The organism is Piscinibacterium candidicorallinum (assembly GCF_047549485.1).
GTDB lineage: Bacteria > Pseudomonadota > Gammaproteobacteria > Burkholderiales > Burkholderiaceae_C > Piscinibacterium > Piscinibacterium candidicorallinum.
In genome coordinates, this window is record NZ_CP180191.1 from 2,169,920 (window position 1) to 2,193,896 (window position 23,977).

Sequence of the window (23,977 nt, forward strand, 5' to 3'; positions counted from 1 at the left end):
GGGCCGATGATCAGCGACGCCGCGCCTCGATCACGCCCTTGATCTCTGCCACCGCCAGCAAGGCCTTGTCCAACTGGCCGCCGCTGGCAATCTGCACCGTGAATAGCATGCGTGCCTGACCACGGCTGCTTTGCGTATTCACCGCAGTGACGTTGATGCGCTCGCGCGCAAACACTTCCGAGATGTCGCGCAGCAGGCCTTGGCGGTCCGCGGCCAGCACGCGGACGTCGGCGGCGTAGCTCGCGTCGGCCTGATTGCCCCAGGCGCACTCAATCACCCGATCGGCATCCTTGCGCTGCAGGTTGCGGAAGTTCGAGCAGCTGGTGCGATGAATGGACACCCCCTTGCCACGGGTGATGAAGCCGGCAATCTCATCGGGCGGCGCCGGGCGGCAGCAGCGTGCAAGCTGCGTCATCACATCCACGCCAACCACGAGCACGGAGCTCTTGGTGGCCTTGCGTGCCTCGGACAAGCCCTCCAGTCGCGCCTTGATGGCGGCGTCCGGGTCGTCTTCCTTGGGCGCTTCGAACGCGGCTTCTATCGAGCGGGCATGAAAGTCCGGCTTGCTGGCCGCCACCCAGAGATCGTCCGGCTTCTCAAAACCCATACGGGTGGCGAGTTCCTGCAGGTTGATCGCCGTCTTGCCCAACCGCGCGAGCTCCTTTTCCACCAGCGCGCGACCAGCCGTCTGCGCTTCTTCGAGCTCGCGGGCGTTGAACCAGGCGCGCACCTTGGCGCGCGAACGCGGGCTGGCGAGATAGCCCAGCTCCGGGTTCAGCCAGTCGCGCGAGGGGCCAGCATCCAGCTTCTTGTCGGCGACGATCTCGACCGTCTGGCCGGTGGCCAGCGCCGTGGTCAGGGGCACCATGGCGCCGTCCACCTTGGCACCGCGGCAGCGGTGACCGAGATCGCTGTGCACGTAGTAGGCAAAGTCGATCGGTGTGGAACCGGCCGGGAGCTCCACCACGCGGCCGGCGGGCGTCATGACATAGATGTGCGCGTCGGCGTCGACCTGCCAGTGTTCGTCGGCAATTGTTTCGGTGACGTCCTGCTTCCAGGCCAGCAGCTGGCGCAGCCAGGCGATGCGCTGATCACGATCGCTGACCTCGGCGCTCGTGGCGCCCTCCTTGTAGCGCCAGTGCGCGGCCACGCCGAACTCGGCGGCGCGGTGCATGTCGCGCGTGCGGATCTGCACCTCCAGCGGCCGACCGTCCTCCATCACCACCACGGTGTGCAGACTCTGGTAACCGTTGGGTTTGGGGCGGGCGATGTAGTCGTCGAACTCTTTGGGGATCGGCGTCCAGCGCTGGTGCACGATGCCCAGCGCGGTGTAGCAGCCGCGGATGTCGTCCACCAGCACGCGCACGGCGCGAAGGTCGTACAGGCTCTCGATGGTCACCTGCTTGCGCGACATCTTGTTCCAGATGCTGTAGATGTGCTTGGGGCGCCCCGAAATCTCGCAGTCCACGCCGGCCTTGCGCATCTCGCCCGTCACGGCCTCGATGGCCTGGGCGATGAAGGCTTCGCGCTCGGCACGCTTCTCGTCCAGCGCCCTGGCAATCCGCTTGTAGGTGTCGGGTTCGCGGAACCGGAAGGCCAGGTCTTCCATCTCCCACTTCATCTGCCACACGCCCAGGCGATTGGCCAGGGGCGCGTAGAGCTTGAGCGTCTCGTTGGCCAGACCGTCCGGCACCGGCGACTTGCTGGCCGCGTACCAGCGCAGAGTCTGCAGACGGCTGGCCAGACGCAGCAGCACGACGCGGATGTCCGGCGCCATGGCCAGCAGCATGCGGCGCAGGTTGTCGATCTGCTGCGCAGCTTCCTTGGCGGCGTTCTTGCCGGCCTTGATCGCCTTGCCGGCGAGCGCGTCGCGTGTGATGTCCTGCAGTTTGAGCAGGCTCACCACCTGGCTAGCCATGTCCGCCACTGCCGGGCTGGCTGGGGCGCGCAAGGCATCGCCTTCCTCGGGCAGCAGCCACAGCGCGACGAACAGCAGGCTGGCCTCATGCGCCGTGGCATCCAGACCCAGATCATCCGCAATCGCCGCCACGCCCTGCGCGTGCGCCCAGGCGGGCTCGCCGCTGTTCATGCGCAGCGCCTCCAGACGCTGCTGCAGTGCAGCCGCAAGCCCGCCGGCGGCAGGCGCGCCAGATGCGGTGTTCACGGGTTCAGACAGGGTCGGCACGGTAGGAGGACGATTTGCAGCGACAGCGCCGCGACAGGCCGCGGGCACCTTGGGCGCGCTCGGCGCTGGCATCATAGGTGCACGTGCGGGCGGCGATTGCACCCGCCGAAGCACAAGCTCATCACACTGCACCACCCTGTCATTGATGTTCGACTACATCCGCAAGGCCCTGAGTCCCGCTGCGCCGCCTGCGCTTGAAGACGCGCTCTGGGCGCGCGTGTGCGCGGGCATGCCCTGGCTGGGCGGCTTGAGCGATGCACAGCTGGCGAGGCTGCGCGAGCAGTCGGCCAGTTTCATTGCCAGCAAGGAGTGGCATGGCGCAGCCGAGCTGACGCTGACCGACGACATGGTGCTGTCGATCGCCATTCAGGCCTGCCTGCCGGTACTGCATCTCTCGCCGGACCTGTATGGCGACTTCGTCGGCGTGGTGGTCTATCCCGAGGGCTTCCTGATCCCGAGGGTGGAAGTGGACGAGGACGGCGTGGAGCACCACTACATCGACGAAGCCGTGGGCGAGGCCTGGCCCGGCGGGCCGATCATCCTGTCATGGAGCGACGCCGCCAGCCCGGACCGGGCGACCGGCTTCAACGTCGTGATCCATGAGTTCGCCCACAAGCTGGACATGGCCGATGGCATCGATGACGGGATACCGGTCTTCGATGCGCGCTTTCACAAGCACCTGAAGCGCAGCGAATTCGAGCGCGTGATGCTGCTGGCCTACGACACCTTCTGCGACGCCGTGGACGCGCTTCCGGAAGACTGGGATGAGCCGACCGTCTGGGGCCTGGACCCCTACGCCGCCACGCACCCGGCGGAGTTCTTTGCCGTGAGCGTGGAGGCTATGTTCATTGCGCCGGAACACCTGCTTGAGAACCACCCGGCGTGGTTTGACATGCTCTCGGCCTATCTGGGTTATCGGCTGACCGATCAGGCCATCGCCTAGCGCACGAATGCAGGCGGCGGGGCCTGAAGCCGGCCCGAGGCGCGACCAGACCCCTGCTCAGAACCCGTAGGTCAGGCCCAGCTTCAGGTTGGTCAGGTCGCGATCGTTGTCGGCAAAGTTGGGGATGCGGTTGAACTCCGCACGCAGGCCGAGGCTGTCGCCGAGCTTGTAGCCCACACCGACGCCATACAGCGGGTTGACCTTGCTGCGGTTGTCCTGACCGAAGGGAAACAGGTTGAAGGTCGACTTGCTGTTGGAGACACCGAGCTTGCCCACCAGCTCGAAATTCGCCGGCAGCGGCAGGTAGTACAGCCCAGTGACGAAGACGCCGTCGCTCTTGACCGAACTGCTTGCCGAGCTGATGCCGTCGCTGATGGTCACCTTGGTCTTGCCAAAGCGGTTGTAGCCAAGCTCGACGCCGAAATTGCGTTCGGCGCGATAGCCGGCAAACACCCCGTAGCTCACGTCCCGGTCATCCACCGAGGTACGTACGCCGGCGTTGGGGTTGAAGTTGCCCAGACGCCGGGTGTTGAAGTCCAGCGTGGACAGGCCGAGGTCGTTGCCGATGTAGAAGCGCTTGCTCTGCGCCTGTGCAGGTGCGGCAGCCAGCGCCAGCATCGCGGCCGCCAGTGCGGTCGTGCCGGCGGCAAGCTTGCGCAACGCCGGTGTCTTGTTCGTGTTCATGGAGCCCCCTGTGCTGTTTGAAACTAAGCAAATCCTGTAACAGCAGCTTAGGCATCCGTGGCGCGCCGCTGGCGGGCAAATTGAAACAAAGCGCCGCAAAGCAACGTGGCGACCAAATTGATCAAAATCTGGCCGTTTTAGATTTAATTTTCGCCCGATCTAACCCTTGAATCGGGCACTTTCCGCACTTGGCATGCGGAAAGCGGAAAACCGCTCGAAATCATTTTTCTGTCCGAATACGATCTATTCACCCCTAGGCGCTGTGATGTTCGGAAACCCGCCCGAACACGGGCGGGTTGGTGCCACACTCACGCCGCGGCGGTCACCACCATCTCGACCTTCCACTCCGGCTTGGCCAGCGCGGCCTGCACCGTGGCGCGCGGCGGCGTGGCGCCCTGCACTACCCACGCATCCCACACCTCATTCATTGCCGGAAAGTCCTTCAGATCGGCAATGAAGATCTGCACCATCAGGATGCGGCTCTTGTCCGTGCCCGCCTGCGCCAGCAGCGTGTCGATCATGCCCAGCACCTCACGGGTCTGCGCGGCGATGTCCTGCCCGGCTGTCTGATCGGCCACCTGACCGGCCAGATACACCGTGCCGTTGTGCACGGCCGCCTCGGACAGCCGCTTGCCCACGCCGATTCTTGTCACTGTACCCATCGTCTTCACTCCTCCAGAAAGAAACGTTCCGCCAGATCGATCTGATCGGCCTGCAGGAAGGTGGGCGCATGGCCCACGCCATCGATCTCCACCGCCTCGGCACGCGAGTTCTCGGCCTGCATGCGCGCCACGGTCGCGCGGCTCAGCAGATCGGACTGTTCGCCGCGCACCACCAGCATGCGCGCGCGAATCTGCCTCCAGGCGGCCCACATGACCGATTCCCCGGCAGCCGCCTGCTCGGGCGTGGCGGCGGCAAAGGGCTTGGCAATGGCTGGGTCATAGTGCATCACCCAGCCCTGCGGGGTCTCGCGCACCACATGGCGAGTCAACTCCGCCCACTGCGCATCCGTATGCGGGCCGAAGCTGGCGGCCACGGTGCGTACGTAGGCCACGGCGGCATCAAAACTGGCATGCGCGGGCGCCTGGCCCACATAGGCGCCGATGCGCGCCAGCGCGGCGGGCTCGATGTGCGGGCCGACGTCATTGATCAGCATGCGCTCGATCGGTGAGTCCTTCAGGCTCGCCAGCGCCATGCCGATCAGCCCGCCCATGCTGGTACCGAACCAGAACACGCGCCGAGCGTCCAGGCGCGCCAGCAGCGTGGTCATGTCGGCCATGTACTGCGGCACGCCGTAGGCCATCGGGTCCGCAAGCCAGTCGCTGGCGCCGCGACCCACCACATCCGGTGCCACCACGCGCAGGCAGGGCGACAGGCGCTGAGCTACAGCCTCGAAGTCCCAGGCACAACGCGTCAGGCCATGCACGCAGACCAGCACAGTGTCCGCCGCCGGATCGCCCCATTCCAGATAGGCCATGCGGTGCAGGCCGCGTGCCGACAGGCACTGCACACTGAGCTGCCGGGGCGGCGCGAAATTTTGTGGCGCGGTCATGGCAGGAATTTAGCGGCGTGATCGGGCGAGTCCCGATAAAATTGCGGCACTGCAGCATTGCGCCGTGCCCACTGCGGCCATGTGCGCTAGCCAAAAACAGCAACGGCAAGGACGCCCCGACATGAGTTCACTGCAAGGCAAAGTCGCCCTCGTCACCGGCTCGACCAGCGGCATCGGTCTGGGCATCGCGCAATCACTCGCACGCCAGGGCGCGTCCATCCTGTTCAACGGCTTCGGCAGCGCCGACGACATCGCCAAACTTCAGGCCGAGACCCAGGCCACCTTCGGCGTGAAGACGGCCTACCACGGCGCAGACCTCTCCAAGGTGGCCGAGATCGAGGCGCTGGCGCAGTTCGCCATCAGCACCTTCGGCGGCGTGGACATCCTCGTGAACAACGCCGGCATCCAGTACGTGGCGCCGGTGGAAGACTTCCCGGTCGAGCGCTGGGATTCGGTCATCGCCATCAACCTGTCCAGCGTGTTCCACACCACGCGCCTGCTGCTTCCGGGCATGAAGCAGCGCGGCTGGGGCCGGATCGTGAACATCGCCTCAGCACATGGGCTGGTGGCGTCTGCACAGAAAGCGGCTTACGTGGCAGCCAAGCACGGCGTGGTGGGCCTTACCAAGGTCGTTGCGCTTGAAACTGCGCAGCTGTCGATTACCTGCAATGCCATCTGCCCGGGCTGGGTGCTGACGCCGCTGGTGCAGAAGCAGATCGACGCGAAGGCTGCCGCTCAGGGCATCTCCGTGGCCGAGGCCAGCAAGCAGCTGCTTGGTGAGAAGCAGCCCTCGCTGCAGTTCGTCACGCCGGAGCAACTGGGCGAGTTGACCGTGTTCCTGTGCAGCGACGCGGCGTCCAATGTGCGCGGTGCAGCATGGAATGTGGACGGCGGCTGGGTGGCGCAGTAGCGCCTGCTCGCCGGCACGGCGACGGCGCATGCAACGCACTGCGCCTGAGACCGTAGTGCCAGCAAGTCTTTGATTTCTTGGCGGTTCGTCATTTCCGCCTGAGCGAGAAGGGGCGCAGGTAGAGCCTAGACTCTACGTTCATGCTGCAGCGCACCAAATTCTTCTTGACCCCCGGCTGGTGCGTCCCTATATTTCTATTGTGCGCTGCACCATCGAGGTCGATGGACACGTGGCGCAAGTGAAGCCCCTCACAACTCTTAGGAGGACACGCCATGTTCCAGACCCTCACTTCCGTCAAGGCCGCATCCCAGGACGTCGTTTCCCACGGCGTGGAAGCCCTCTCCACCGTGGTGGACAGCGCCTCCAAGGCCTCCGAACTTGCCGTTGGCGCCATCAAGGAAAACGCCGCTGAGCTGATCAGCGTCGTGCGCAACGCCGAAGGCTGGACGCCCGAGGCCGGTTTCGCCAACCCGCAAGACGTGCTCGCCCCGGTGTCCGCCAAGGTCGCCAAGTACGGCAAGCAGAGCCTGAAGCTGGCCGCCGACACGCAGGAATCCCTGGCCTCGACCACGCACTCCGCCGTGAAGACCCTGGTCAAGCACGCTGAATCAATGACCGACGAACTGGGCGGTACCCTGCCCGCGCCGGTCGAGCCGCTGCTGAAGAACTACAAGGCTGCCCTGGCCCAGAGCCTCGCCCTGTACGAGCAGGCTGCCACCATCGGTGCGCAGATGCAGAAGCAGGCGTTTGCCGCTGGCGAGCAGTTCTTCGCCCAGGTAGACAAGGCTCCGGCCGACGTCGTGGTGCAGATGGCGCCCAAGCGCAAGCGCGCCTAAGTCTCCAACGGAGTGCTCGACCGCCGCGTCGAGCCCACGTCAGCAAGACCCCGCGAGGTGCCCACAGCGGCACCCGCACACAGCATGTCTCCTCCGCACCCTTGGTGCGATTCCAGCCTCACTGCAACCCAGTGGGGCTTTTTTTATGTCTGCGCGGAGGCGCTCGCTCAGGCGCGCTTGGGCGCTTCATCGATCTCGCCGCCGAGGCTCGCGCAGATCGCCTGTGTGCCTTCGAGCAGGCGCGCATAGGCCGCCGGCAGCGCATCCACCGGCCCCTTCACGCCGAGTTCGATGTGGCGGGCCCGCTTGTCATTGCCCACGCTGGGCAAGGAGAACACCTTGATGCCCGCGAACTCTGCTTCGATCGCTTCCATCAGGGGCGTCGCGCGAGACTCCGGCACGCCAAAGACGAGAAAGCTCTTCTCGCCGAGCTGCACCTGGTTGTGGAAGTGCTTGTAGTGGGTGTCGAGCACCCACTCGATCATCGGCCAGGCCATGACCGGGAAACCAGGCACGAACCAGTGCTGACCGACGTTGAAGCCCGGAATCTTGTTGTATGGGTTGGGGATGATGTTCGCCCCGGCCGGAAACTTGCCCATGTTCAGCCGCTGCTGGTTCTCTGGCGTGGACATGTCGGGGCTGCCGGCAGCGGCCGGGTCCTTGGCGTACCACTCGCGTGTGCGCTCGGCGATCAGGCGCTCGGCTTCCGGATGCAGCTCAAGCAGCACGCCCAATGCCGCCGCCGCGCTCTGGCGGGTGTGGTCATCCGGCGTGGCGCCAATGCCGCCGCAGGAGAACACAATGTGATCGGTGGCAAAGCTTTCGCGCAGCGCCGCTTCACACAGCGCACGGTCGTCACCCAGATAGCGCACCCAGGACAGGCCCAGGCCACGCGCAGCAAGCAGCTCGCGCACTTTGGCAAAGTGGCCGTCCTGACGTTTGCCGGAGAGGATCTCGTCGCCGATGATGATCAGCCCGATCGGCGGGCAGGTGGTGCTTGAAGTGGTATTCATGCCTGGATGAGGGGAGAGGTTTCGTTCTTCTGAGTCTGTGGCAGGCGGGCGCGGTGTGCGGCGAGTGCGCCCAGACTGTAGTGCGCAAACGCAAGACCCGAGATCACGAACACCACTGCATACAACCAGATCGCCACCAGCGCCGTGACGGGCAGAAAGATCACCGCCAGCGCGCCGAACATCCACAGCAGCGTCGGAGCCATGGCAAAACACCCCATCAGTACACCCAGCGCAAGCAGCGGCCAGCGATGATCCCGGCGCAGTGCCCGGTGTTCATCTGCGTCTGCATGCTCTGCCAGCGCATCAAAACTCATCAGCCGGCTCGTGGCCCAACCCGAGATCAGCAGCGGAATGATGGCGCCCACAAGCGGGATGAACCACAGCGGAATCGTGAGAACCCACAGCAGCGCCCACAGGCCGGTGACCACCAGCGCATTGGTCAGGCTGCCCACCAGCGAGGCACCGCGCCGCCGCGCAAGCGTGGGGTAAGCCCGCTCGCCCACGTGGCGCAGGATGAAAGGCATCCCTGCCACGGAGATCATGACCAGGGCTGTGGCCGCCACCAGCGGCACCACCAGCAACATGCCCAGCAGCGGCGCCAGCAAGGTACGCACGCCGTCGCCGCCCATGGCCTTGAGCATCCAGCTCACCGTGGCACTGTCGCGCGTGGCGGCCACGCCCTGCGACAGCAGCGCCACCCAGTCGTCCCAGAGGAACCAGCCCACGGCTGCCCAGATCGCGCCGGCAATCAGGAAGGGCACGAGCGTGAGCAGCAGCATGCGGGGGTGGAAGACGCCGGTCAGGCCCTTGACGAAGGCAAGCAGGGTGCGCTGCATGGATAGACGATGGCTGGAGGCTGAGTCGAGCGCCGGATTATCGACGGTGCGCCATCAGGGGCTTCACAAGGGGTTCGCGTGTCGCTGCGGACGTCGCTGCTCGGCTCCGCCGCCGCATCAGGCGCTGCGCAGGCCCAGCAGGCGCTTCACGCCCAGCCACTGCTGCGCCCAGAAGCCCTGGCCGTACTCGCGGCCGGCGAGCTGATCGCGGATGCCGGTGGGCTCGTAGACATCGGTGAAGTCCGCTGTACGGAAAAGCACATCCCAGAAGCTGAACAGCACGCCAAAGTTCACGCCCTGATGCGCTCCCTCATGCCCCACGCCGATGGCATGGTGGCGGCGATGAAACTGCGGGCTCACGAGCAGCCAGCGCAGCGGCCCGAAGCGCAGACGCACATTGGCATGTGACAGGCTCTGCATGACCCGCGAGGCGATCACCAGCCCGATGAACTGCGCCGGCTCCACACCGATCACCAGGGCCAGCGCCACCAGAATCGCGTCGCGCAGCGCGTCGTCCAGCAGGTGATTGCGGTTGTCACTCCAGAGGGTCATGTGGCGCGCGCTGTGGTGCAGGGCATGCAGGGCCCACCAGCGGTTGAACTGGTGTTGCCCGCGGTGAATCCAGTAGTCCACAAAGTCCAGGATCAGCAGGTACACCGCAAACTGCAGCAGCGCATGGCTGCCCAGCCAGGGCAACACGGTATCCAGCGTCCAGCGCTCCACACCGGCCAGGCGCAGCTCACCCTCGATGGCATCGGCAATCGGCGTGAGCAAGAAGAACATCAGCAGCGAGAAGCCACCCAGCCGGTGTAGCAGGGTGTACAGGAAGTCCGTACGCACCGCGCGGCGCCGCTCGACCGTGGGGGGCTCGGCCTCCGCCGGCCACAGCTTCTCCAGCGGCCGCAACAACGCAAAAAGCAGCAGCACCTCCAGCACGCCAAGCAGGAACCACTCGGTGGCGTTGTAGCCATCCTCGATGTAGGGCGACAGACCCAGCGCGTGCATGGCCGGTGCCAGCAACTGCGTGAACAGCCAGGCCTGCACCTGGGTGAAGACCTCGGTCACGCCACCGATGAGTGACTGAATCACTTCCACAGGTCGCGGTACTGCGGATGATCCTTGAGCGTGGCAAAGCACATGCCGCGCTGCTTCAGCCCAGTGATCAGCGGCTCCAGCACGCCGGGCGCCCAGGGCTCGCGGCGCGACCAGATGCCCAGATGCGCCATGGTGATGTCGCCATCGCGCAGGTCGCGCAGGGCGCGCTTGAGGAGCGCATCATTGGAGTAGGCCTCACTGGACAGTTCATCGCCCAAAAAGCCTGCCGGCGCCCAGCCCACATGGCGGTAGCCGCAATCCAGCGCGGCGGCCAAAGTGACCGGGTTGGTGCGCCCGCCGGGCGCGCGCCATAGCGGTGCCACGCCCTGCCCCGTGAACTCCTTCACCCGCGCATCCACGCGCTTGAGCTCGCTGCAGAACTGCGCCGGTGTCCAGCTCAGATCCTTGCCGGCGTTCGCGCCGAACTGCGGGCGCACGGTGATGGTGCCGTCGGCATTGGCCTTGCGGAAGTACACGTGATCGAAGGTATGGGTGCCGAGCAGATGACCTTCGGCGGCCAGGCGCTTCCAGTAGGGGCCCCAGCTTGCGTCCAGCGAGTAGTCCCCGCGCGCGGTCTTCTCGTTGGCCAGGAAGAACGTGGCCTTGATCTGGTGCTTCTTGAGTGTGTCGGCAATGAACTCCGCCTGGCTCTGGCTGCCGGTGTCAAAGGTGAGGTAGATCGTGCCCTTGCAGGCCGGCGCGGCCAGCGCAGACGAGGCCGCCATGGCCCCGACCGCCACCGCACCCGCCAAGCCACCCAGCAAGGACTTCACCGCACCCATGCGCAAGCCTCTATTTCCAGGGCGCCCGGTTGTGGAAGTACAGCCCGTGCGGCGAGCGGCCCACCGGGTACTGGCCCACCACCTTGCGGCTGGCAATGTCCACCACCGTGACCTTCTTGATCCAGCGGCTGGTGAACCAGATCTGCTTGCCGTCGGCCGTGACTTCCATGCAGTCCGGGCCGCCGGGCGCGGGCAGGTCGTAGAGCTTTTCCAGCTTCTCCATGTCCACCACGGAGATGGTGTTGGCCTGCCGGTTGCTCACGTAGAGCAGCTTGCCGTCGCCCGCGCCGCGCACACCATGCGCCTCGGCGCCGGTCTTGATCTGCTTGACGATCTGGCGCTTGGCGGGATCGATCACGTCGATGTAGTCCTTGGCCATGATGCCCACGAACAGCAGCCCGGAGGGCGAGGCCCAGATGCCGGCCGGCGTGTCGCCCACAGGCATCTTCCAGGCCAGCTGCTGCGTGGTGAGGTCAATCGCCGCCACCTCGTCCGTCCCCTGCAGCGTCACGTACACAAAGCGGCTGTCCGCCGAAAAGATCATGTGGCTGGGCAGCTTGGGCGTGGGGATGCGCTTGACCAGGGTGAACCTGGGCTCGCCATTGACCGTCTCGTGCCGGTACAGGTCCACGCGGTCCAGGCGCAGGCTGTTCACCACGAACCACTTCTTGTCCGGCGAGAACCCCAGGTGATACGGGTCCGGGATGTTCTTGACCCGCGCCTTGAACTCGCCCGTGACGGGATCAAGGAAGATCAGATCGTCGCTCTGCGCATTGGCGACGATGAGCATGGAGTTGTCCGGCGTCGGGTAGAGATGGTGCGGCTCCTTGCCCACATCCAGGGTCTTGAGCGTGCTGCCGGTCTTCTGGTCCAGCAGGGTCACCGAGGCGTCGCGCGAATTCAGCACCACCACCACATTGGCCTGCGCGGCAGCGGCACAGACCGCCAGCGCGAGGCTGGCAAACACACGGGAAAACGATTTCATCAGGAGACAACGACTGGCAGGGACAACTGGATGACCGAGTGTAGGCAGATCATCCTGCGCCATCTTGACGGGTGGCAAGGGGGCTATCCGCTTGTCTGGAGCGGGCCTTCAGGCCGTTTGGGCTGGAGAGGCGCATGGATGCTGGGTCTAGCCTTCTTTGTTTGGGCTGAGTAACCAGATGCCTGCATCCATCAAAGGACGTTAATCACGCTCACTTTCGTGGAGCTGCGACGGACAGGGCCACTTACCTCATCAGCGCTGCGCAGTCCCAAGCTCTTTGATTATTTGCTTTGCTCTGTCGTTGATTTCACCCGTCCCTTCACAAACATTGGAGGCTATGAACTGTCCAGGCAGTCTCGTTGCGTTGCGCGTCGCGACGATCAGATAGGTCTTACCAACAGCCCAATACGGGCCGAGACAGTAGCAAGCATCTTCAGCCACCACGGTCGCGCGCTTGCCCACCGCGCCTCGGATCGTCTGGTCCACGTTGATTGTGACGAGTTTCCCGCCACAGCGAGGCCTCTGGTCTGAATGCGCCCAACAAAACTCATGAGGCTTGTACGCGCTCTCTTGAACGGACTCAATGGTTCCAACAAACGCTATTTGCGCAGACTCAGCGATCGCCATCGGTGCGCGAGGCGTGCACTCCGTAGCGTGGCTCGAAGTAGCGGCCAAGAGCATCAACAACGTTAGATAAGTCTTCATGATGGCTAGGAGGAGTTGAATGAGGGAACACGGCCACACAACGGTAAGGTGTGAGCTGGCCGTGGTGCTCAAGAAACCCGCTAGCTAGTTTGCGCCGGAAAGCCCCGAGGCTCAAAGCGTTGCCCAGCCTATCGGTCAGAGAACCCAGCATCCATGCGCCTCCCCAGCCCAAACTGCCCGAAGAACCGCGCCAGACAAGCGGAAAGCCCCTCCAGCCCTACCGCTGCAAACTCTCAAACACCTTCAACACCCGCTTCACGGAAATCGGCGTCGGTGTCTTGAGCTCCTGGGCATAGAGTCCCACGCGCAGCTCTTCGAGCAGCCAGCGCAGTTCATCGAGCTGCCGGTCTTCATTACCCTTGCGCGCGACCCGCTCGCGCTGGTAGCGCTGGGCCAGGGGGGCGTACTCGGCCATGAGGCGGGCGTCGCGACTCGGGTCGGTGCGCAACTTGTCGATACGCACCCCAATCGCCTTGAGATACCGCGGATAGTGCGTGAGCTGCCCCCAGGGAGTGGCGTTCAGGAAACGCTTGGGGAAGAGCGCGCTGATCTGCGCCTGCATGTCGGCCGCTGCGGCGGCGTGGGCCTTGGCGCCGTTGAGCTTTTTCTGCACGTTGCCCAGTTCGATCACGATGTTCTGCAGCAGGCGAATCACCTCGCCCGCAATCAGCCCCACCCGCCCCTTGCCGTCGCCCAGGCGGCTGCGGAAGCTGGTGCCGTCCGTCGGCCAGGGGTCCATCAGGAAGGCGCGGTCAAAGGCGGTGTCGATCACCTCGGCGGCCAGTTCCGGCTGGCTCTTGAAGGGCAGGCCGTAGCTGATGGCCTGCATGGTGATGGTGGCGATGTCCGGCAGGCTCTTTTCCAGCCCGCGCACCTGCTGCGCCAACTGCAGCAGGAACAGGCGCCGGAGACCCGCCTGATGCATGGCGCGGGCGGCCTGTTCGTCGTCCTGCACCTCCAGCTCGACATGCGTGCCGCAGTCCTTGAAGGCCGGAAAGCCCACCAGGGCCTTGCCGGCACGCTCCAGCTCGATGAGCTCCGGCAGCTCGCCAAAGGTCCAGTCGGTGAAGGTGTCCGGGATGTCGAGCGTGTCGGTGGCGTGCTCGGTGGCATGGCCGGCAAAGGCGGCCTGGGCGCTGGCGCCGTGCTCGGCACGCAGCTGCGCGAGGTTGCGGCCGGCGTCGATCATGCGGCCGTGCTCGTCCACCACACGGAAGTTCATGAAGCTGTGCGGGCTCAACTGCTCGGCCTTGAAGTCCGTGAGCACGATGGCCAGACCCGTGTGCGCCTTGCAGAAATCGCGCAGGGCTTCGATGAGCGGGCGGGTGCCGATCCAACCGTCTCGCTCCGAGTGCTCGATGAAGGTCTGTGCCGTCTCGGCCACCGGCTGCACGCGGTGCCGCGCCTTGGGATGCAGGCTCTTGAGCAGGCCAGTGACCTTCTCCTTGAGCATGCCGGGTACGAGCCATTCGCAGGCCGTGGCGTCCACCTGATTGAGCGCGAACACGGGCACGGTGAGCGTCACGCCGTCCTTGGGGCTGCCGGGCTCGAAGTGGTAGTCCAGCTTGAGCTCCAGACCACGCAGGTCGAGCGTCTTGGGATAGGCGTCATGCGTGATGCCGGAAACATCGCGGCGCAGGAGGTCGTCCTTGGAAAGGAAGAGCAGCCTGGGCGTCTGCTTGCCCGCCTGGCGGTACCAGGTCTCGAAGCTTGCGCCGCCCACCACGTCCTCTGGAATGGCCGCGTCGTAGAACTTGAAGAGCAGCTCTTCATCCACCAGAAAGTCCGGCCGCCGGGCCTTGTGCTCCAGCGCCTCGATCTCGCGGATCAGGCGGGCGTTGTGGGCGAAGAAGGGCAGCGTGCAGTCCCAGTCGCGCGCGGCGAGCGCCTCACGGATGAAGATCTCGCGGCTCGCCACGGGGTCGATGGGCGCGTAGTTCACGCGCCGGCCGTGGTAGATCGTCAGGCCATACAGAAGACCGCGCTCGTTGGCGACCACATTGCCGGTCTTGGCGTCCCACTTGGGCTCGCTCCAGTGCTTCTGGATCAGGTGCTTGCCCACGCGCTCGATCCACTGCGGATCGACCGAAGCCATCTGCCGGGCGTACAGGCGCGTGGTCTCGACCAGCTCGGCGGCCACCAGCCACTTGGCCGGCTTCTTGGAGAGCATGTTGCCCGGGTGAGGCAGAAAGCGGATGCCCCGCGCGCCCAGCCAGGCCTCGGTCTCCTCGTCCTTCATGCCGATGTTGCCCAACAGGCCCGTGAGCAGCGTGGTGTGCAGCTGCTCATAGGTGGCGGGGCTGCCGTTCTCGCGCAGGCCGGCCTCGTGCGCCAGCTGCGTGAGCTGGGAGTGCACGTCGCGCCACTCGCGCATGCGCACATGGTTCACGAAGCTGCGCTGGCACTGCTCGATGAGCTTGCGGTTGCTCTCCTTGTGCTTGAAGGCATCTTCAAACCACGTCCAGAGCTTGAGCGTGGCCATGAACTCGCTCTTCTCGTCTTCAAAGACCTTGTGCGCCTGATCGGCCGCCTGCTGCCGGTCCATGGGCCGGTCCAGCGGGTTCTGCACGGCCAGCGCGCTGGCAATGACCAGCACTTCCTTCAGGCACCCCTGCTCGCCAGCCGCGAGGATCATGCGGCCAATCCTCGGGTCGGTGGGCAGACGCGCCAGCTGTGCGCCCACCGGCGTGAGTTCGTTGCGCTCGTCCAGCGCGCCCAGCTCCTGCAGCAGCGCGTAGCCGTCGGCGATCGCACGGCGCAGCGGCGGCTCAATGAAAGGAAAGTTCTCGATGTCGGCCAGGCGCAGGCTCTTCATGCGCAGGATCACGCTGGCCAGCGATGAGCGCAGGATTTCCGGGTCTGTGAACCTGGGCCGCTTGTTGAAGTCCGCCTCGTCATACAGGCGGATGCAGATGCCGGCGGCCACGCGGCCGCAACGGCCGGCGCGCTGGTTGGCCGCCGCCTGGCTCACCGGCTCAACAGCAAGCATTTCGACCTTGTTGCGGTAGCTGTAGCGCTTGACGCGTGCCGTGCCCGTGTCGATCACATAGCGGATGCCCGGCACGGTGAGTGAGGTCTCCGCCACATTGGTGGACAGCACGATGCGCCGCCCGCCATGCGGCGCAAACACGCGCTGCTGCTCCTCCGCGCTCAGGCGCGAGAACAGGGGCAGCAGCTCGGGGCGCGCCTTGCTCGCAAAGTGGTGCTTGGAGAGCGCGTGCATCGCGTCGCGGATCTCGCGCTCGCCGGGCAGGAACACGAGGATGTCGCCGGAGCCTTCGCGCATCAGTTCGTCAGCCGCCTCGCAGATGGCGTCCTCGACTTCGACCTTGGGCGCCAGCGGCCGCCAGCGCGTCTCCACCGGGTACAGGCGCCCGCTGACGTTGTGCACCGGCGCCGGCCCGCGTGCCGAGGCAAAGTGCTGCGCAAAGCGGTCGGCATCGATCGTGGCGCTGGTGATGATGAGCTTGAGGTCCGGCCGGCGCGCAAGCAGGTGCTTGAGATAGCCGAGCAGGAAGTCGATGTTCAGGCTGCGCTCGTGCGCCTCGTCGATGATCAGCGTGTCGTAGGCGCGCAGGTCCGGGTCGGTCTGCGTTTCGGCCAGCAGGATGCCGTCGGTCATGAGCTTGACCCATGCGCCGGGCTTCATGCGTTCGGTGAAGCGGATCTGGTAGCCCACGAGCTCGCCCGGCTCGCTCTTGAGCTCTTCGGCAATGCGCTTGGCCACGCTGGTGGCGGCCAGACGCCGCGGCTGGGTATGGCCGATCAGGCCGCGCCGGCCCAGGCCGAGCTCCAGGCAGATCTTGGGCAGCTGCGTGGTCTTGCCCGAGCCGGTTTCGCCGCAGATGATGACCACGGGGTTGTCGCGAATGGCCTGAGCGATCTCATCACGTACGGCGCTGACAGGCAGCTCTTCCGGGTAGGTGATGGGCGGCAGCGGATTGCGCTGCGGCTCGCGCGCTTGCCGCATCCCTTCTACAGGGGCTTTCCGCTTGTCTGGCAAGGGTTTCGAGCCATTTTGGCCTGAAGATCCGCTCTGGGAGCCGATCTTGCCTTGCGCATCCGGGCTTGCAGGCCTTGCCGCCCGCGTTTGTGCACCCTGCGCACGCTGCGGCTGGGTCTGCGGCCTGGGCGGGCGTTCGGGGCGCGGTGAGGTTGCGGGAGGAGTGGCCGGCTGCGCGGCAGGCGTGGAAGGCTGCTTGGGCTGGGGCTCGGTTTGAGGCTCGGTCTTGAGCTTCTGGCGGACATCCCTCAGGGCGTCGCGCAAGGAGGAGGATCCACCGCCGTTCTTCGGGGCGTTCATAGGGCGCGAAGTATAGTTTTCGCTATGAACTCGCCGGCCGATCCCCTGCCCTCGCCCGCCAGCGCCCAAAGCGCGGCGCAAGCGCCCACGCATACCCATGCCCACGGGCGGGCCAACACCCCGGCCGAGTTCTTCCAAGACGCGCAGTTCGTCGCCTTCTTCCGCCAGGTTGCACCCTACATCCACAGGTATCGCAACACCACCTTCGTCATCGGCTTCGGCGGCGAACTGGTAGCTGACGACCGGCTCAATGCGCTGGTGCAGGATCTATCCCTGCTCAACGCGCTGGGCGTGAAGATCGTGGTGTGCCATGGCTCGCGCCCGCAGGTGAACGAGCAGCTCAAGCTCAAGGGCATCGAATACGAATTTGGCCGCGGCATCCAGGTCACGAGCAAGGCCGCGCTGGAATGCGCCAAGGAGGCCGCCGGCGAAATCCGGCTCGATGTGGAGGCGCTCTTCAGCCAGGGCCTGCCCAACACGCCGATGGACGGTGCACGGGTGCGCGTGGTGTCCGGCAACTTCATTACTGCCCGGCCGCTGGGCGTGCTCAACGGCACGGACTACCAGCACACCGGCGTGGTGCGCCGCGTGGATGCAGACGCCATTCGCAATGCGCTTTCGGCCAACAGCGTGGTGCTGATCTCGCCGCTGGGCTTCTCGCCCACCGGTGAGGCCTTCAACCTCGCCATGGAAGACGTGGCCACCGCCACCGCCATTGCCCTGAATGCCGACAAGCTGATCTTCCTCACCGAGACCCCGGCGCTGCTGGACGCCGACGAGCAGCTGATCACCGCGCTGGAATACGACGACGCGGTCAAGCTGCTGAACAGCGGCACGCTGCCGGAGGTCGAAGCCTTCTATATGCGCCACATCATCAAGGCCTGCCAGGGCGGCGTCGAGCGTTCGCACGTGGTGCCCTTTGCGCAGGACGGGGGCGTGCTGCTGGAAGTGTTCACGCACGATGGCATCGGCACCATGGTGACCGAGGAGGTGCTGGAGTCGATCCGCGAGGCCACCATCGACGACGTGGGTGCCATCCTGACCCTGATCGAGCCCCTGGAGGCGGACGGGACGCTAGTGCCGCGCGGCCGCGACAAAATCGAGCGCGATATCGAAGCCTTCAGCGTGCTGGAGCATGACGGCCGCATCTTCGGCTGCGCGGCGCTCTACACCTTCCCCGGCACGGACATGGCCGAGATGGCCTGCCTGTGTGTGAGCGCAGAGAGCCAGGGCATGGGCGACGGCGACCGCATCCTCAAGCACATCGAGCAGCGCGCCAAGAGCATCGGCATCAAGCGCCTGTTCGTGCTGACCACGCGCACCATGCACTGGTTCATCAAGCGCGGCTTCGTGCAGAGCAGCGTGGACGATCTGCCCACCGACAAGCAGCGCATCTACAACCGCAATCGCAATTCGCAGGTGCTGATCAAGGCACTCTGAACCAAACACCTACTGGAGCATCACCTCATGGCCCGAATGGTCAACTGCATCAAGCTCGGCCGCGAAGCCGAAGGCCTCGACTTCCCGCCCTACCCCGGCGAACTCGGAAAGAAGATCTGGCAGTCAGTCAGCAAGGAAGCCTGGGCCGCCTGGCTCAAGCACCAGACCATGCTGGTCAATGAAAACCGCCTCAATCTGGCGGATTCCCGCGCACGCCAGTACCTGGCCCGCCAGATGGACGCCTACTTCTTCGGCGGCAATGTGGATCAGGCCGCTGGCTACGTGCCGCCGAGCCAGTAAGCGGCTTCAGCGCTCTTGACCCTCGAAAAGATCCTGCAAAGCCAGGGCTTCGGCACGCGCCGACAGTGCGCGGGTCTTATCCTGGCCGGCTATGTCACGGTGCACGGCGATTTGGTCGAGGACCCACGTGCCGAATTTGAGCTCGACGGGCTGCCCTTCACCGTGGACGGCACCGAGTGGACGGCGCGCAGCACGCTCACGCTCGTGATGCACAAACCAGCCGGCTATGAGTGTTCACGCAAGGCCGTGCACCACGCCAGCGTGTTCGAACTGCTTCCGCCCCCCATCCGAGAGCGCGGCGTGCAGCCGATCGGCCGACTGGATGCCGACACCACGGGCCTGCTGCTGCTCACCGACGACGGCCAGCTGAACCACGCGCTGATCTCACCGCGCCGCCATGTGCCCAAGATCTACGAGGCCACACTCAAGCACGCTGCCGACGCCCGCCTGTGCGAACAACTGTGCGCAGGGGTCCTGCTGCATGACGAGAACGAGACGGTTGTCGCCGAATCCGCGCGGCTGCTCGGCGACACATTGCTTGAGCTGACGATCAGCGAAGGCAAGTACCACCAGGTCAAGCGCATGGTGGCCGCCGCGGGAAATCGGGTGGAGGCGCTGCACCGCGTCCAGATTGGCAGTCTGCGCCTGCCCGCCGACGTGGCACCGGGGCGCTGGCGCGAAGTTACAGCTGCAGAACTGGCTGCGGCGCGCAGCAGCCCGACTTCAACCTAGCGCTCCATCAGCTCCGCATAACGCGCTTCATCAAACCCCACCGTGATCGTGCCATCCGGCCACTCCACCACGGGCCGCTTGATGGTGCTGGGGTGAGCACGCATGATCTGATGCGCGGTGTTCGCATTGACCACGGTGTTGCGCAGGGCTTCGTCGAGCTTGCGCCAACTGGTGCCCTTGCGATTGAGCAGCAGCTCCCAGCCCACCGCGCGGGTCCAGCGGTCGAGGCGGTCCAGGCCGACGTTGAGCTGCTTGAAGTCGTGGAAGGTGAACTCGACCTTGTGCTCACGCAGCCAGACAAGTGCCTTCTTCACGGTGTCGCAATTGGGGATGCCGTAGACGTGCAGCATGGTGCGGATCTCAATACGTGATCGTCTTCACGCCGCCGGCCGCGCCGATCAACGCCACATCGGCCTTGCGGGCGGCAAACAGGCCGTTGGTCACCACGCCCGGCCAGCTATTGATGAGGGCCTCAGTCGCAACGGGATCGGTGATGGACAGACCGTGCACATCGAGAATGATGTTGCCGTTGTCAGTGACCACGCCTTCGCGCCACTTGGGCGTGCCGCCCAGCTTGGCCAGCTGCCGCGCGATGGCTTCGCGCGCCATGGGAATCACTTCAACTGGCAGCGGGAACTTGCCGAGTACGGGCACTTCCTTGGATCCATCGGCGATGCAGATGAACTTGGCAGCCACGCTGGCCACGATTTTCTCGCGCGTGAGCGCCGCACCGCCGCCCTTGATCATGTGACCGCGCGGGTCGATCTCGTCGGCGCCGTCCACGTACACGCCCAGGGCCGTGACCTCATTGAGATCCACCACCTTGATGCCGTGGCTCGCCAGACGCTTGGCCGTGGCTTCGCTGCTGGCCACGGCGCCGGGAATGTCAGCCTTCATGCTGGCCAGCCCATCGATGAAGAAGTTGGCCGTGGAGCCCGTACCCACGCCGATGATCTCGCCGCGGGGCACATAGGCGAGCGCCGCAAGGGCAACGGCCTGCTTGAGTTGATCCTGGGGGGAAAGCGATGGAGATGTGCTGGCGTTCATGGCCGCCATTCTAGGCGGGCCGCTGCGTCCACTCATCGGTGCTCAGGGCGCAGGGGCCGGGGCGGAGTCGCCGTCGAAGCTGATGACACGGTTGCGCCCCGCGCCCTTGGCGGCGTAGAGCGCCTCGTCGGCCGCACGCACGAGCGAGAGCGAGCTTGTGGTGTCTGAGGCGATGACCGTGGCCATGCCACCGGAGAATGTGACGAACTCGCCGATCGGCGAGTCCGGGTGGGCGATGCGCGCGCCGGCCAACAGACGCGCCACGCCCTGCACGAGCAGGCGCGCGCCGGTGCGCGGCGTGTTGGGCAGGATGAGTGCGAACTCCTCGCCACCGTAGCGCGCCGGCAGATCGGTGGCGCGGCGGCAGGCGCGGCGCAGGACCTGGGCGACCTCGCGCAGGCATTGATCGCCATGGATATGGCCGAGCGCGTCGTTGTAGCGCTTGAAGTAGTCGACATCAAACAGCACGAGGGTGAGCGGCTGCTTGGTGCGGCGTGAGTGCTCGATCTCACGGGCGAGGATCAGGTCGAACATGCGGCGATTGGCCAGGCCTGTGAGTGCGTCTTCCTCGCTCTGGCGCGCCAGGGCCTTGTTGGCCTCCGAGAGTTGTGCAGTGAGCTCGATCAGGCGACGGCGCATCGCCACGATGCGCTCCATGGCGTGGATCTTGGCCTTGAGCACTACACGGCTTACCGGCTTGGTGAGGTAGTCGTCGCCGCCGACTTCGATGCCGCGGCTCAGGTCGTCCTCAGACTCCAGACTCGTGAGAAAGATGATCGGTACCCAGCTTTCCGGGTCATCGCGGCGGATGCGCTCGGCCACCGCAAAGCCTTCCATGTCCGGCAGCATCACGTCGAGCAGGATCAGGTCCGGTTTGGCCGCGCCATAGTGGTCCAGAGCCTCGGCGCCGGTGGTCACCACTTCGCAGGCATAGCCGAACGCCCGCAGCGTGGTGCTCAGAAAGGCACCCACTGTGCGGGAATCTTCAACGACCAGCACCTTCAGTGACGGGTCCGACATTGGCGGCTTGCAGAAGTTTGACGAAAGACCACTGTATTGAAGCGGTTTATGCCTGAGCATCGGAAGAGCACGGTGATTTGGGGGCAATTCGCTGTACCCAGCGACGATGCTTCGTCGATGCCTGCCGGGCTTCGTCAGCCCAATCGTTCAGCCCAACGCGAACCGCTTGCCGACCTGTGGGGCGCGAGTTGAACTGCACTCATGCCTGATCCACGCTCAACCACCCTCAAAAACGCGCCGAAGGACCGCGTGAATCGCATGGTGCGCGGGCTGCTTGCCTTACTGATCGCGCCCGTGCTGCTCTTCGAGGAGTTTGGCTGGCGGCCGCTGGCCCGCTGGCTGGGCGTTCTGGCGCGGCTGCCCGCAATTGCGCGGCTGGAGGCGCGGGTTCGGGCGCTGCCGCGCTGGGGTGCTCTCGCCCTCTTCATCCTGCCGAGTCTGTTGCTGTTGCCCGTGAAGCTTGCTGCACTGGCGCTGATCGGCGCAGGGCACAAGCTGGCGGGCGTGGCGGTCATCGCGGCGGCCAAGGTGGCGGGTACCGCCCTGCTCGGCCGCGTGTTCCTGCTCACCGAGCCGCGACTGCGTGAGTTTGGCTGGATGGCCGGCGCGCTCGACACATGGCAGGCGTTCAAGCAGCGTGCCATCCAGATGGTGAAGCAGAGTGCCCCGTGGCGCGCTGCCCGGACGGTTGGACTGGCGCTGCGGCGGCGCTGGCAGCACTGGCGCCGCCGGCACGCCGGCTGAACCCGCCCTTTCAAGCGCACGCCCTCGGGGCGCGCCCTGAGCGACGTGCTACTTGCGGACGGGCGGGAGATCCGTGCAATGACCGTCTGCGGCCTCAGCGGCCAGGCCGACACTCTCGCCCAGTGTGGGATGCGGGTGGATGGTCTTGCCGATGTCCACGCTGTCGGCACCCATTTCAATGGCCAGGCAGATCTCGCCGATGAGATCGCCGGCATGGGTGCCCACGATGCCGCCGCCGATGATGCGGCCGCTGTCCTCATCGAACAGCAGCTTGGTGAAGCCTTCGTCCCGGCCATTGGCAATCGCCCGGCCACTGGCCGCCCAGGGGAACAAACCCTTCTTGAACTTGCGTCCCGCGGCCTTGAGGCTGTCTTCGGTCTCGCCCACCCAGGCCACTTCGGGGTCGGTGTAGGCCACGCTCGGAATCACCTTGGCGTCGAAGAAGGCCTTGTGTCCGGCGCAGACCTCGGCGGCCACGTGGCCTTCATGCACGGCCTTGTGTGCCAGCATGGGCTGGCCGACGATGTCGCCGATGGCCAGGATGTGCGGCACGTTGGTGCGCATCTGCTTGTCCACCGAGATGAAGCCGCGATCGCTCACTACGACGCCTGCCTGCTCCGCGCCGATTTTCCTGCCGTTCGGGCTGCGGCCCACGCTTTGCAGGATCATGTCGTAACGCTGCGGCGTCTTGGGCGCGCCTTCGCCCTCGAACGTCACCCACAGACCATCCGGCTTGGCCTCCACGGCTACGGTCTTGGTCTTGAGGTAGATGTTGTCGTAGCGGTGGGCATTCATCTTCTGCCAGATCTTGACGAGGTCGCGATCTGCGCCCTGCATCAGGCCGTCGAGCATCTCGACGACGTCCAGCCGCGTGCCCAGAGTGGAATACACCGTGCCCATCTCCAGGCCGATGATGCCGCCCCCCAGCACGAGCATCTTCTTGGGCACGCTCTTGAGCTCCAGCGCGCCGGTGGAGTCCACGATGCGCGGGTCGTCCGGCATGAAGGGCAGACGCACGGCCTGCGAGCCCGCCGCGATGATGGCGTTCTTGAAGCGCACCGTCTTGCTGGCACCGGTCTTGGCCTGTGCCGGGCCTTCGGTGAGCTCCACTTTCACGTGATGCGCGTCCACAAAGCTGCCATAGCCGCGCACCACCGTGACCTTGCGTGCCTTGGCCATCATGGTCAGGCCGCCCGTGAGCTTGCCGATGACCTTTTCCTTGTGCTTGCGCAGCTTGTCGAGCTCGACCTTGGGGGTGCCGAAATGCACACCGATGTCGGCGAAGTGCTGCACCTCGTCGATCACGGCCGCCACATGCAAGAGCGCCTTCGACGGAATGCAGCCCACGTTCAGGCACACGCCACCCAGGGTCGGGTAGCGCTCGACGATCACCACCGACAGACCAAGATCCGCAGCGCGAAACGCCGCCGAGTAACCGCCGGGCCCGGCGCCCAGCACAAGCACGTCACACTCCAGGTCGGCGCTGCCGGTGAAGCTGGCCGCGGCCAGGGGCGCGGCCACGGGCGCGGCAAGGGGCGCGGCGGGCGCGGGCGCCGGTACAGACACCGAAGCAGCAGCGGGGGCCGGAGCCGGAGCAGGTACGGCGGCAGCCTCGCCCGCCTCAATCATCAGCACCAGCGTGCCCTGGCTGACCTTGTCGCCCACCTTGATCTTCAGTTCCTTGACCACGCCGGCGGCGGCCGAGGGGATCTCCATGGAGGCCTTGTCGGACTCCACGGTGATCAGGGACTGATCCTTGGCGATGGTGTCGCCCACCTTGACCAGGACCTCGATGACCTCGACGTCCTTGAAGTCGCCAATGTCCGGAACCTTCACTTCCTGCAGTGCCATGCGTATGCCTCAAC

Annotated in this window: 22 protein-coding genes; 7 read left to right on the forward strand and 15 right to left on the reverse strand. The window is 65.5% G+C overall.

Translation table 11 applies throughout. The features are described 5' to 3' along the window. Nucleotides 1-10: 10 nt before the first annotated feature. Complete coding sequence (locus ACMDW7_RS09795) at nucleotides 11-2,257, reverse strand: RelA/SpoT family protein (RefSeq protein ID WP_377301069.1); 2,247 nt, start codon at nucleotides 2,255-2,257, stop codon at nucleotides 11-13. Nucleotides 2,258-2,330: 73 nt separating this feature from the next. On the opposite strand from ACMDW7_RS09795, the gene ACMDW7_RS09800 reads away from it, so the two are divergent. Beyond that, nucleotides 2,331-3,128, forward strand: a complete 798-nt coding sequence (locus ACMDW7_RS09800) for a zinc-dependent peptidase (protein ID WP_377301067.1) — start codon at nucleotides 2,331-2,333, stop codon at nucleotides 3,126-3,128. A gap of 57 nt (nucleotides 3,129-3,185) precedes the next feature. On the opposite strand, the gene ACMDW7_RS09805 is transcribed toward ACMDW7_RS09800, so the two are convergent. From ACMDW7_RS09805 to ACMDW7_RS09815, 3 genes are all read right to left on the reverse strand, one after another. After that, nucleotides 3,186-3,812 (reverse strand): outer membrane beta-barrel protein, encoded by a 627-nt coding sequence (locus ACMDW7_RS09805; RefSeq protein WP_377301065.1) that lies wholly within the window; start codon nucleotides 3,810-3,812, stop codon nucleotides 3,186-3,188. A gap of 308 nt (nucleotides 3,813-4,120) precedes the next feature. Beyond that, a complete protein-coding gene (locus tag ACMDW7_RS09810) occupies nucleotides 4,121-4,474 on the reverse strand; it encodes a RidA family protein (protein WP_377301063.1) in 354 nt (117 codons plus the stop codon). 5 nt (nucleotides 4,475-4,479) lie between these two features. Continuing rightward, complete coding sequence (locus tag ACMDW7_RS09815; protein WP_377301061.1) at nucleotides 4,480-5,364, reverse strand: alpha/beta fold hydrolase; 885 nt, start codon at nucleotides 5,362-5,364, stop codon at nucleotides 4,480-4,482. Nucleotides 5,365-5,485: 121 nt separating this feature from the next. Between ACMDW7_RS09815 and ACMDW7_RS09820 the strand changes: the two genes are divergently transcribed. Continuing rightward, complete coding sequence (locus ACMDW7_RS09820; protein WP_377301059.1) at nucleotides 5,486-6,274, forward strand: 3-hydroxybutyrate dehydrogenase; 789 nt, start codon at nucleotides 5,486-5,488, stop codon at nucleotides 6,272-6,274. Nucleotides 6,275-6,546: 272 nt separating this feature from the next. Further along, nucleotides 6,547-7,110, forward strand: coding sequence for a hypothetical protein (locus ACMDW7_RS09825; RefSeq protein WP_377301057.1), 564 nt, complete (start codon nucleotides 6,547-6,549; stop codon nucleotides 7,108-7,110). Between the two features lie 167 nt (nucleotides 7,111-7,277). On the opposite strand, the gene ACMDW7_RS09830 is transcribed toward ACMDW7_RS09825, so the two are convergent. From ACMDW7_RS09830 to hrpA, 7 genes are all read right to left on the reverse strand, one after another. Beyond that, nucleotides 7,278-8,123, reverse strand: coding sequence for a competence/damage-inducible protein A (locus tag ACMDW7_RS09830; RefSeq protein ID WP_377301055.1), 846 nt, complete (start codon nucleotides 8,121-8,123; stop codon nucleotides 7,278-7,280). Further along, the gene (locus ACMDW7_RS09835; RefSeq protein ID WP_377301053.1) at nucleotides 8,120-8,959 is read right to left on the reverse strand and encodes an EI24 domain-containing protein; all 840 of its coding nucleotides are present in this window, start codon (nucleotides 8,957-8,959) and stop codon (nucleotides 8,120-8,122) included. Before ACMDW7_RS09835 ends, ACMDW7_RS09830 begins: the two co-directional genes overlap by 4 nt. Before the next feature lie 117 nt (nucleotides 8,960-9,076). After that, the gene (locus tag ACMDW7_RS09840; protein ID WP_377302523.1) at nucleotides 9,077-10,045 is read right to left on the reverse strand and encodes a sterol desaturase family protein; all 969 of its coding nucleotides are present in this window, start codon (nucleotides 10,043-10,045) and stop codon (nucleotides 9,077-9,079) included. Continuing rightward, nucleotides 10,045-10,836, reverse strand: a complete 792-nt coding sequence (locus ACMDW7_RS09845; RefSeq protein ID WP_377301051.1) for a polysaccharide deacetylase family protein — start codon at nucleotides 10,834-10,836, stop codon at nucleotides 10,045-10,047. Before ACMDW7_RS09845 ends, ACMDW7_RS09840 begins: the two co-directional genes overlap by 1 nt. A 10-nt stretch (nucleotides 10,837-10,846) precedes the next feature. Continuing rightward, nucleotides 10,847-11,821 (reverse strand): YncE family protein, encoded by a 975-nt coding sequence (locus ACMDW7_RS09850; protein WP_377301050.1) that lies wholly within the window; start codon nucleotides 11,819-11,821, stop codon nucleotides 10,847-10,849. Between the two features lie 252 nt (nucleotides 11,822-12,073). Further along, nucleotides 12,074-12,448 carry a hypothetical protein gene (locus tag ACMDW7_RS09855; RefSeq protein WP_414859540.1) on the reverse strand — a complete coding sequence of 125 codons (375 nt, stop codon included), beginning with the start codon at nucleotides 12,446-12,448 and terminating at the stop codon, nucleotides 12,074-12,076. A gap of 295 nt (nucleotides 12,449-12,743) precedes the next feature. Continuing rightward, nucleotides 12,744-16,496 (reverse strand): ATP-dependent RNA helicase HrpA, encoded by a 3,753-nt coding sequence (gene hrpA, locus ACMDW7_RS09860; protein WP_377301046.1) that lies wholly within the window; start codon nucleotides 16,494-16,496, stop codon nucleotides 12,744-12,746. A gap of 357 nt (nucleotides 16,497-16,853) precedes the next feature. Here hrpA and argA point away from each other — a divergent pair, with 357 nt between their 5' ends. Genes argA through ACMDW7_RS09875 form a run of 3 tightly spaced genes read left to right on the forward strand, consistent with a single transcriptional unit; the run spans nucleotide 16,854 to nucleotide 19,301 of the window. After that, nucleotides 16,854-18,269, forward strand: a complete 1,416-nt coding sequence (gene argA, locus ACMDW7_RS09865) for an amino-acid N-acetyltransferase (protein WP_054125243.1) — start codon at nucleotides 16,854-16,856, stop codon at nucleotides 18,267-18,269. A gap of 27 nt (nucleotides 18,270-18,296) precedes the next feature. Further along, entirely contained in the window at nucleotides 18,297-18,569 is a 273-nt protein-coding gene (locus ACMDW7_RS09870; RefSeq protein WP_377301044.1) for an oxidative damage protection protein, read from the forward strand. A gap of 15 nt (nucleotides 18,570-18,584) precedes the next feature. Then, nucleotides 18,585-19,301, forward strand: coding sequence for a 16S rRNA pseudouridine(516) synthase (locus ACMDW7_RS09875; protein ID WP_377301042.1), 717 nt, complete (start codon nucleotides 18,585-18,587; stop codon nucleotides 19,299-19,301). Here the strand turns inward: ACMDW7_RS09875 and ACMDW7_RS09880 are convergent. Genes ACMDW7_RS09880 through ACMDW7_RS09890 form a run of 3 tightly spaced genes read right to left on the reverse strand, consistent with a single transcriptional unit; the run spans nucleotide 19,298 to nucleotide 21,368 of the window. Continuing rightward, on the reverse strand, nucleotides 19,298-19,651 hold the full coding sequence (locus ACMDW7_RS09880) for an arsenate reductase (protein WP_377301040.1): 354 nt from the start codon (nucleotides 19,649-19,651) through the stop codon (nucleotides 19,298-19,300). The genes ACMDW7_RS09875 and ACMDW7_RS09880 overlap by 4 nt on opposite strands. A gap of 10 nt (nucleotides 19,652-19,661) precedes the next feature. Next, nucleotides 19,662-20,348, reverse strand: coding sequence for a ribose-5-phosphate isomerase RpiA (rpiA, locus tag ACMDW7_RS09885; RefSeq protein WP_377301038.1), 687 nt, complete (start codon nucleotides 20,346-20,348; stop codon nucleotides 19,662-19,664). A 42-nt stretch (nucleotides 20,349-20,390) separates the two neighbouring features. Further along, the gene (locus tag ACMDW7_RS09890; RefSeq protein ID WP_377301036.1) at nucleotides 20,391-21,368 is read right to left on the reverse strand and encodes a diguanylate cyclase domain-containing protein; all 978 of its coding nucleotides are present in this window, start codon (nucleotides 21,366-21,368) and stop codon (nucleotides 20,391-20,393) included. Between the two features lie 258 nt (nucleotides 21,369-21,626). On the opposite strand from ACMDW7_RS09890, the gene ACMDW7_RS09895 reads away from it, so the two are divergent. After that, nucleotides 21,627-22,112, forward strand: coding sequence for a hypothetical protein (locus ACMDW7_RS09895; protein WP_377301034.1), 486 nt, complete (start codon nucleotides 21,627-21,629; stop codon nucleotides 22,110-22,112). Nucleotides 22,113-22,160: 48 nt separating this feature from the next. Here ACMDW7_RS09895 and lpdA read toward each other — a convergent pair whose 3' ends face one another. Next, nucleotides 22,161-23,963, reverse strand: coding sequence for a dihydrolipoyl dehydrogenase (gene lpdA, locus ACMDW7_RS09900; RefSeq protein WP_377301032.1), 1,803 nt, complete (start codon nucleotides 23,961-23,963; stop codon nucleotides 22,161-22,163). Nucleotides 23,964-23,977 lie beyond the last annotated feature (14 nt).

Bases quoted from the DNA above. Each gene is read 5' to 3' on its own strand.
- ACMDW7_RS09825 (WP_377301057.1), top strand. From the start codon at position 6,547: ATGTTCCAGACCCTCACTTCCGTCAAGGCCGCATCCCAGGACGTCGTT.
- ACMDW7_RS09810 (WP_377301063.1), bottom strand. From the start codon at position 4,474: ATGGGTACAGTGACAAGAATCGGCGTGGGCAAGCGGCTGTCCGAGGCG.
- lpdA (WP_377301032.1), bottom strand. From the start codon at position 23,963: ATGGCACTGCAGGAAGTGAAGGTTCCGGACATTGGCGACTTCAAGGAC.
- ACMDW7_RS09830 (WP_377301055.1), bottom strand. From the start codon at position 8,123: ATGAATACCACTTCAAGCACCACCTGCCCGCCGATCGGGCTGATCATC.
- ACMDW7_RS09855 (WP_414859540.1), bottom strand. From the start codon at position 12,448: ATGGCGATCGCTGAGTCTGCGCAAATAGCGTTTGTTGGAACCATTGAG.
- ACMDW7_RS09800 (WP_377301067.1), top strand. From the start codon at position 2,331: ATGTTCGACTACATCCGCAAGGCCCTGAGTCCCGCTGCGCCGCCTGCG.
- rpiA (WP_377301038.1), bottom strand. From the start codon at position 20,348: ATGAACGCCAGCACATCTCCATCGCTTTCCCCCCAGGATCAACTCAAG.
- ACMDW7_RS09870 (WP_377301044.1), top strand. From the start codon at position 18,297: ATGGCCCGAATGGTCAACTGCATCAAGCTCGGCCGCGAAGCCGAAGGC.
- ACMDW7_RS09805 (WP_377301065.1), bottom strand. From the start codon at position 3,812: ATGAACACGAACAAGACACCGGCGTTGCGCAAGCTTGCCGCCGGCACG.
- ACMDW7_RS09815 (WP_377301061.1), bottom strand. From the start codon at position 5,364: ATGACCGCGCCACAAAATTTCGCGCCGCCCCGGCAGCTCAGTGTGCAG.
- ACMDW7_RS09845 (WP_377301051.1), bottom strand. From the start codon at position 10,836: ATGGGTGCGGTGAAGTCCTTGCTGGGTGGCTTGGCGGGTGCGGTGGCG.
- ACMDW7_RS09795 (WP_377301069.1), bottom strand. From the start codon at position 2,257: ATGCCAGCGCCGAGCGCGCCCAAGGTGCCCGCGGCCTGTCGCGGCGCT.
- argA (WP_054125243.1), top strand. From the start codon at position 16,854: ATGAACTCGCCGGCCGATCCCCTGCCCTCGCCCGCCAGCGCCCAAAGC.
- ACMDW7_RS09890 (WP_377301036.1), bottom strand. From the start codon at position 21,368: ATGTCGGACCCGTCACTGAAGGTGCTGGTCGTTGAAGATTCCCGCACA.
- ACMDW7_RS09820 (WP_377301059.1), top strand. From the start codon at position 5,486: ATGAGTTCACTGCAAGGCAAAGTCGCCCTCGTCACCGGCTCGACCAGC.
- ACMDW7_RS09880 (WP_377301040.1), bottom strand. From the start codon at position 19,651: ATGCTGCACGTCTACGGCATCCCCAATTGCGACACCGTGAAGAAGGCA.
- ACMDW7_RS09835 (WP_377301053.1), bottom strand. From the start codon at position 8,959: ATGCAGCGCACCCTGCTTGCCTTCGTCAAGGGCCTGACCGGCGTCTTC.
- ACMDW7_RS09850 (WP_377301050.1), bottom strand. From the start codon at position 11,821: ATGAAATCGTTTTCCCGTGTGTTTGCCAGCCTCGCGCTGGCGGTCTGT.
- hrpA (WP_377301046.1), bottom strand. From the start codon at position 16,496: ATGCGGCAAGCGCGCGAGCCGCAGCGCAATCCGCTGCCGCCCATCACC.
- ACMDW7_RS09895 (WP_377301034.1), top strand. From the start codon at position 21,627: ATGGTGCGCGGGCTGCTTGCCTTACTGATCGCGCCCGTGCTGCTCTTC.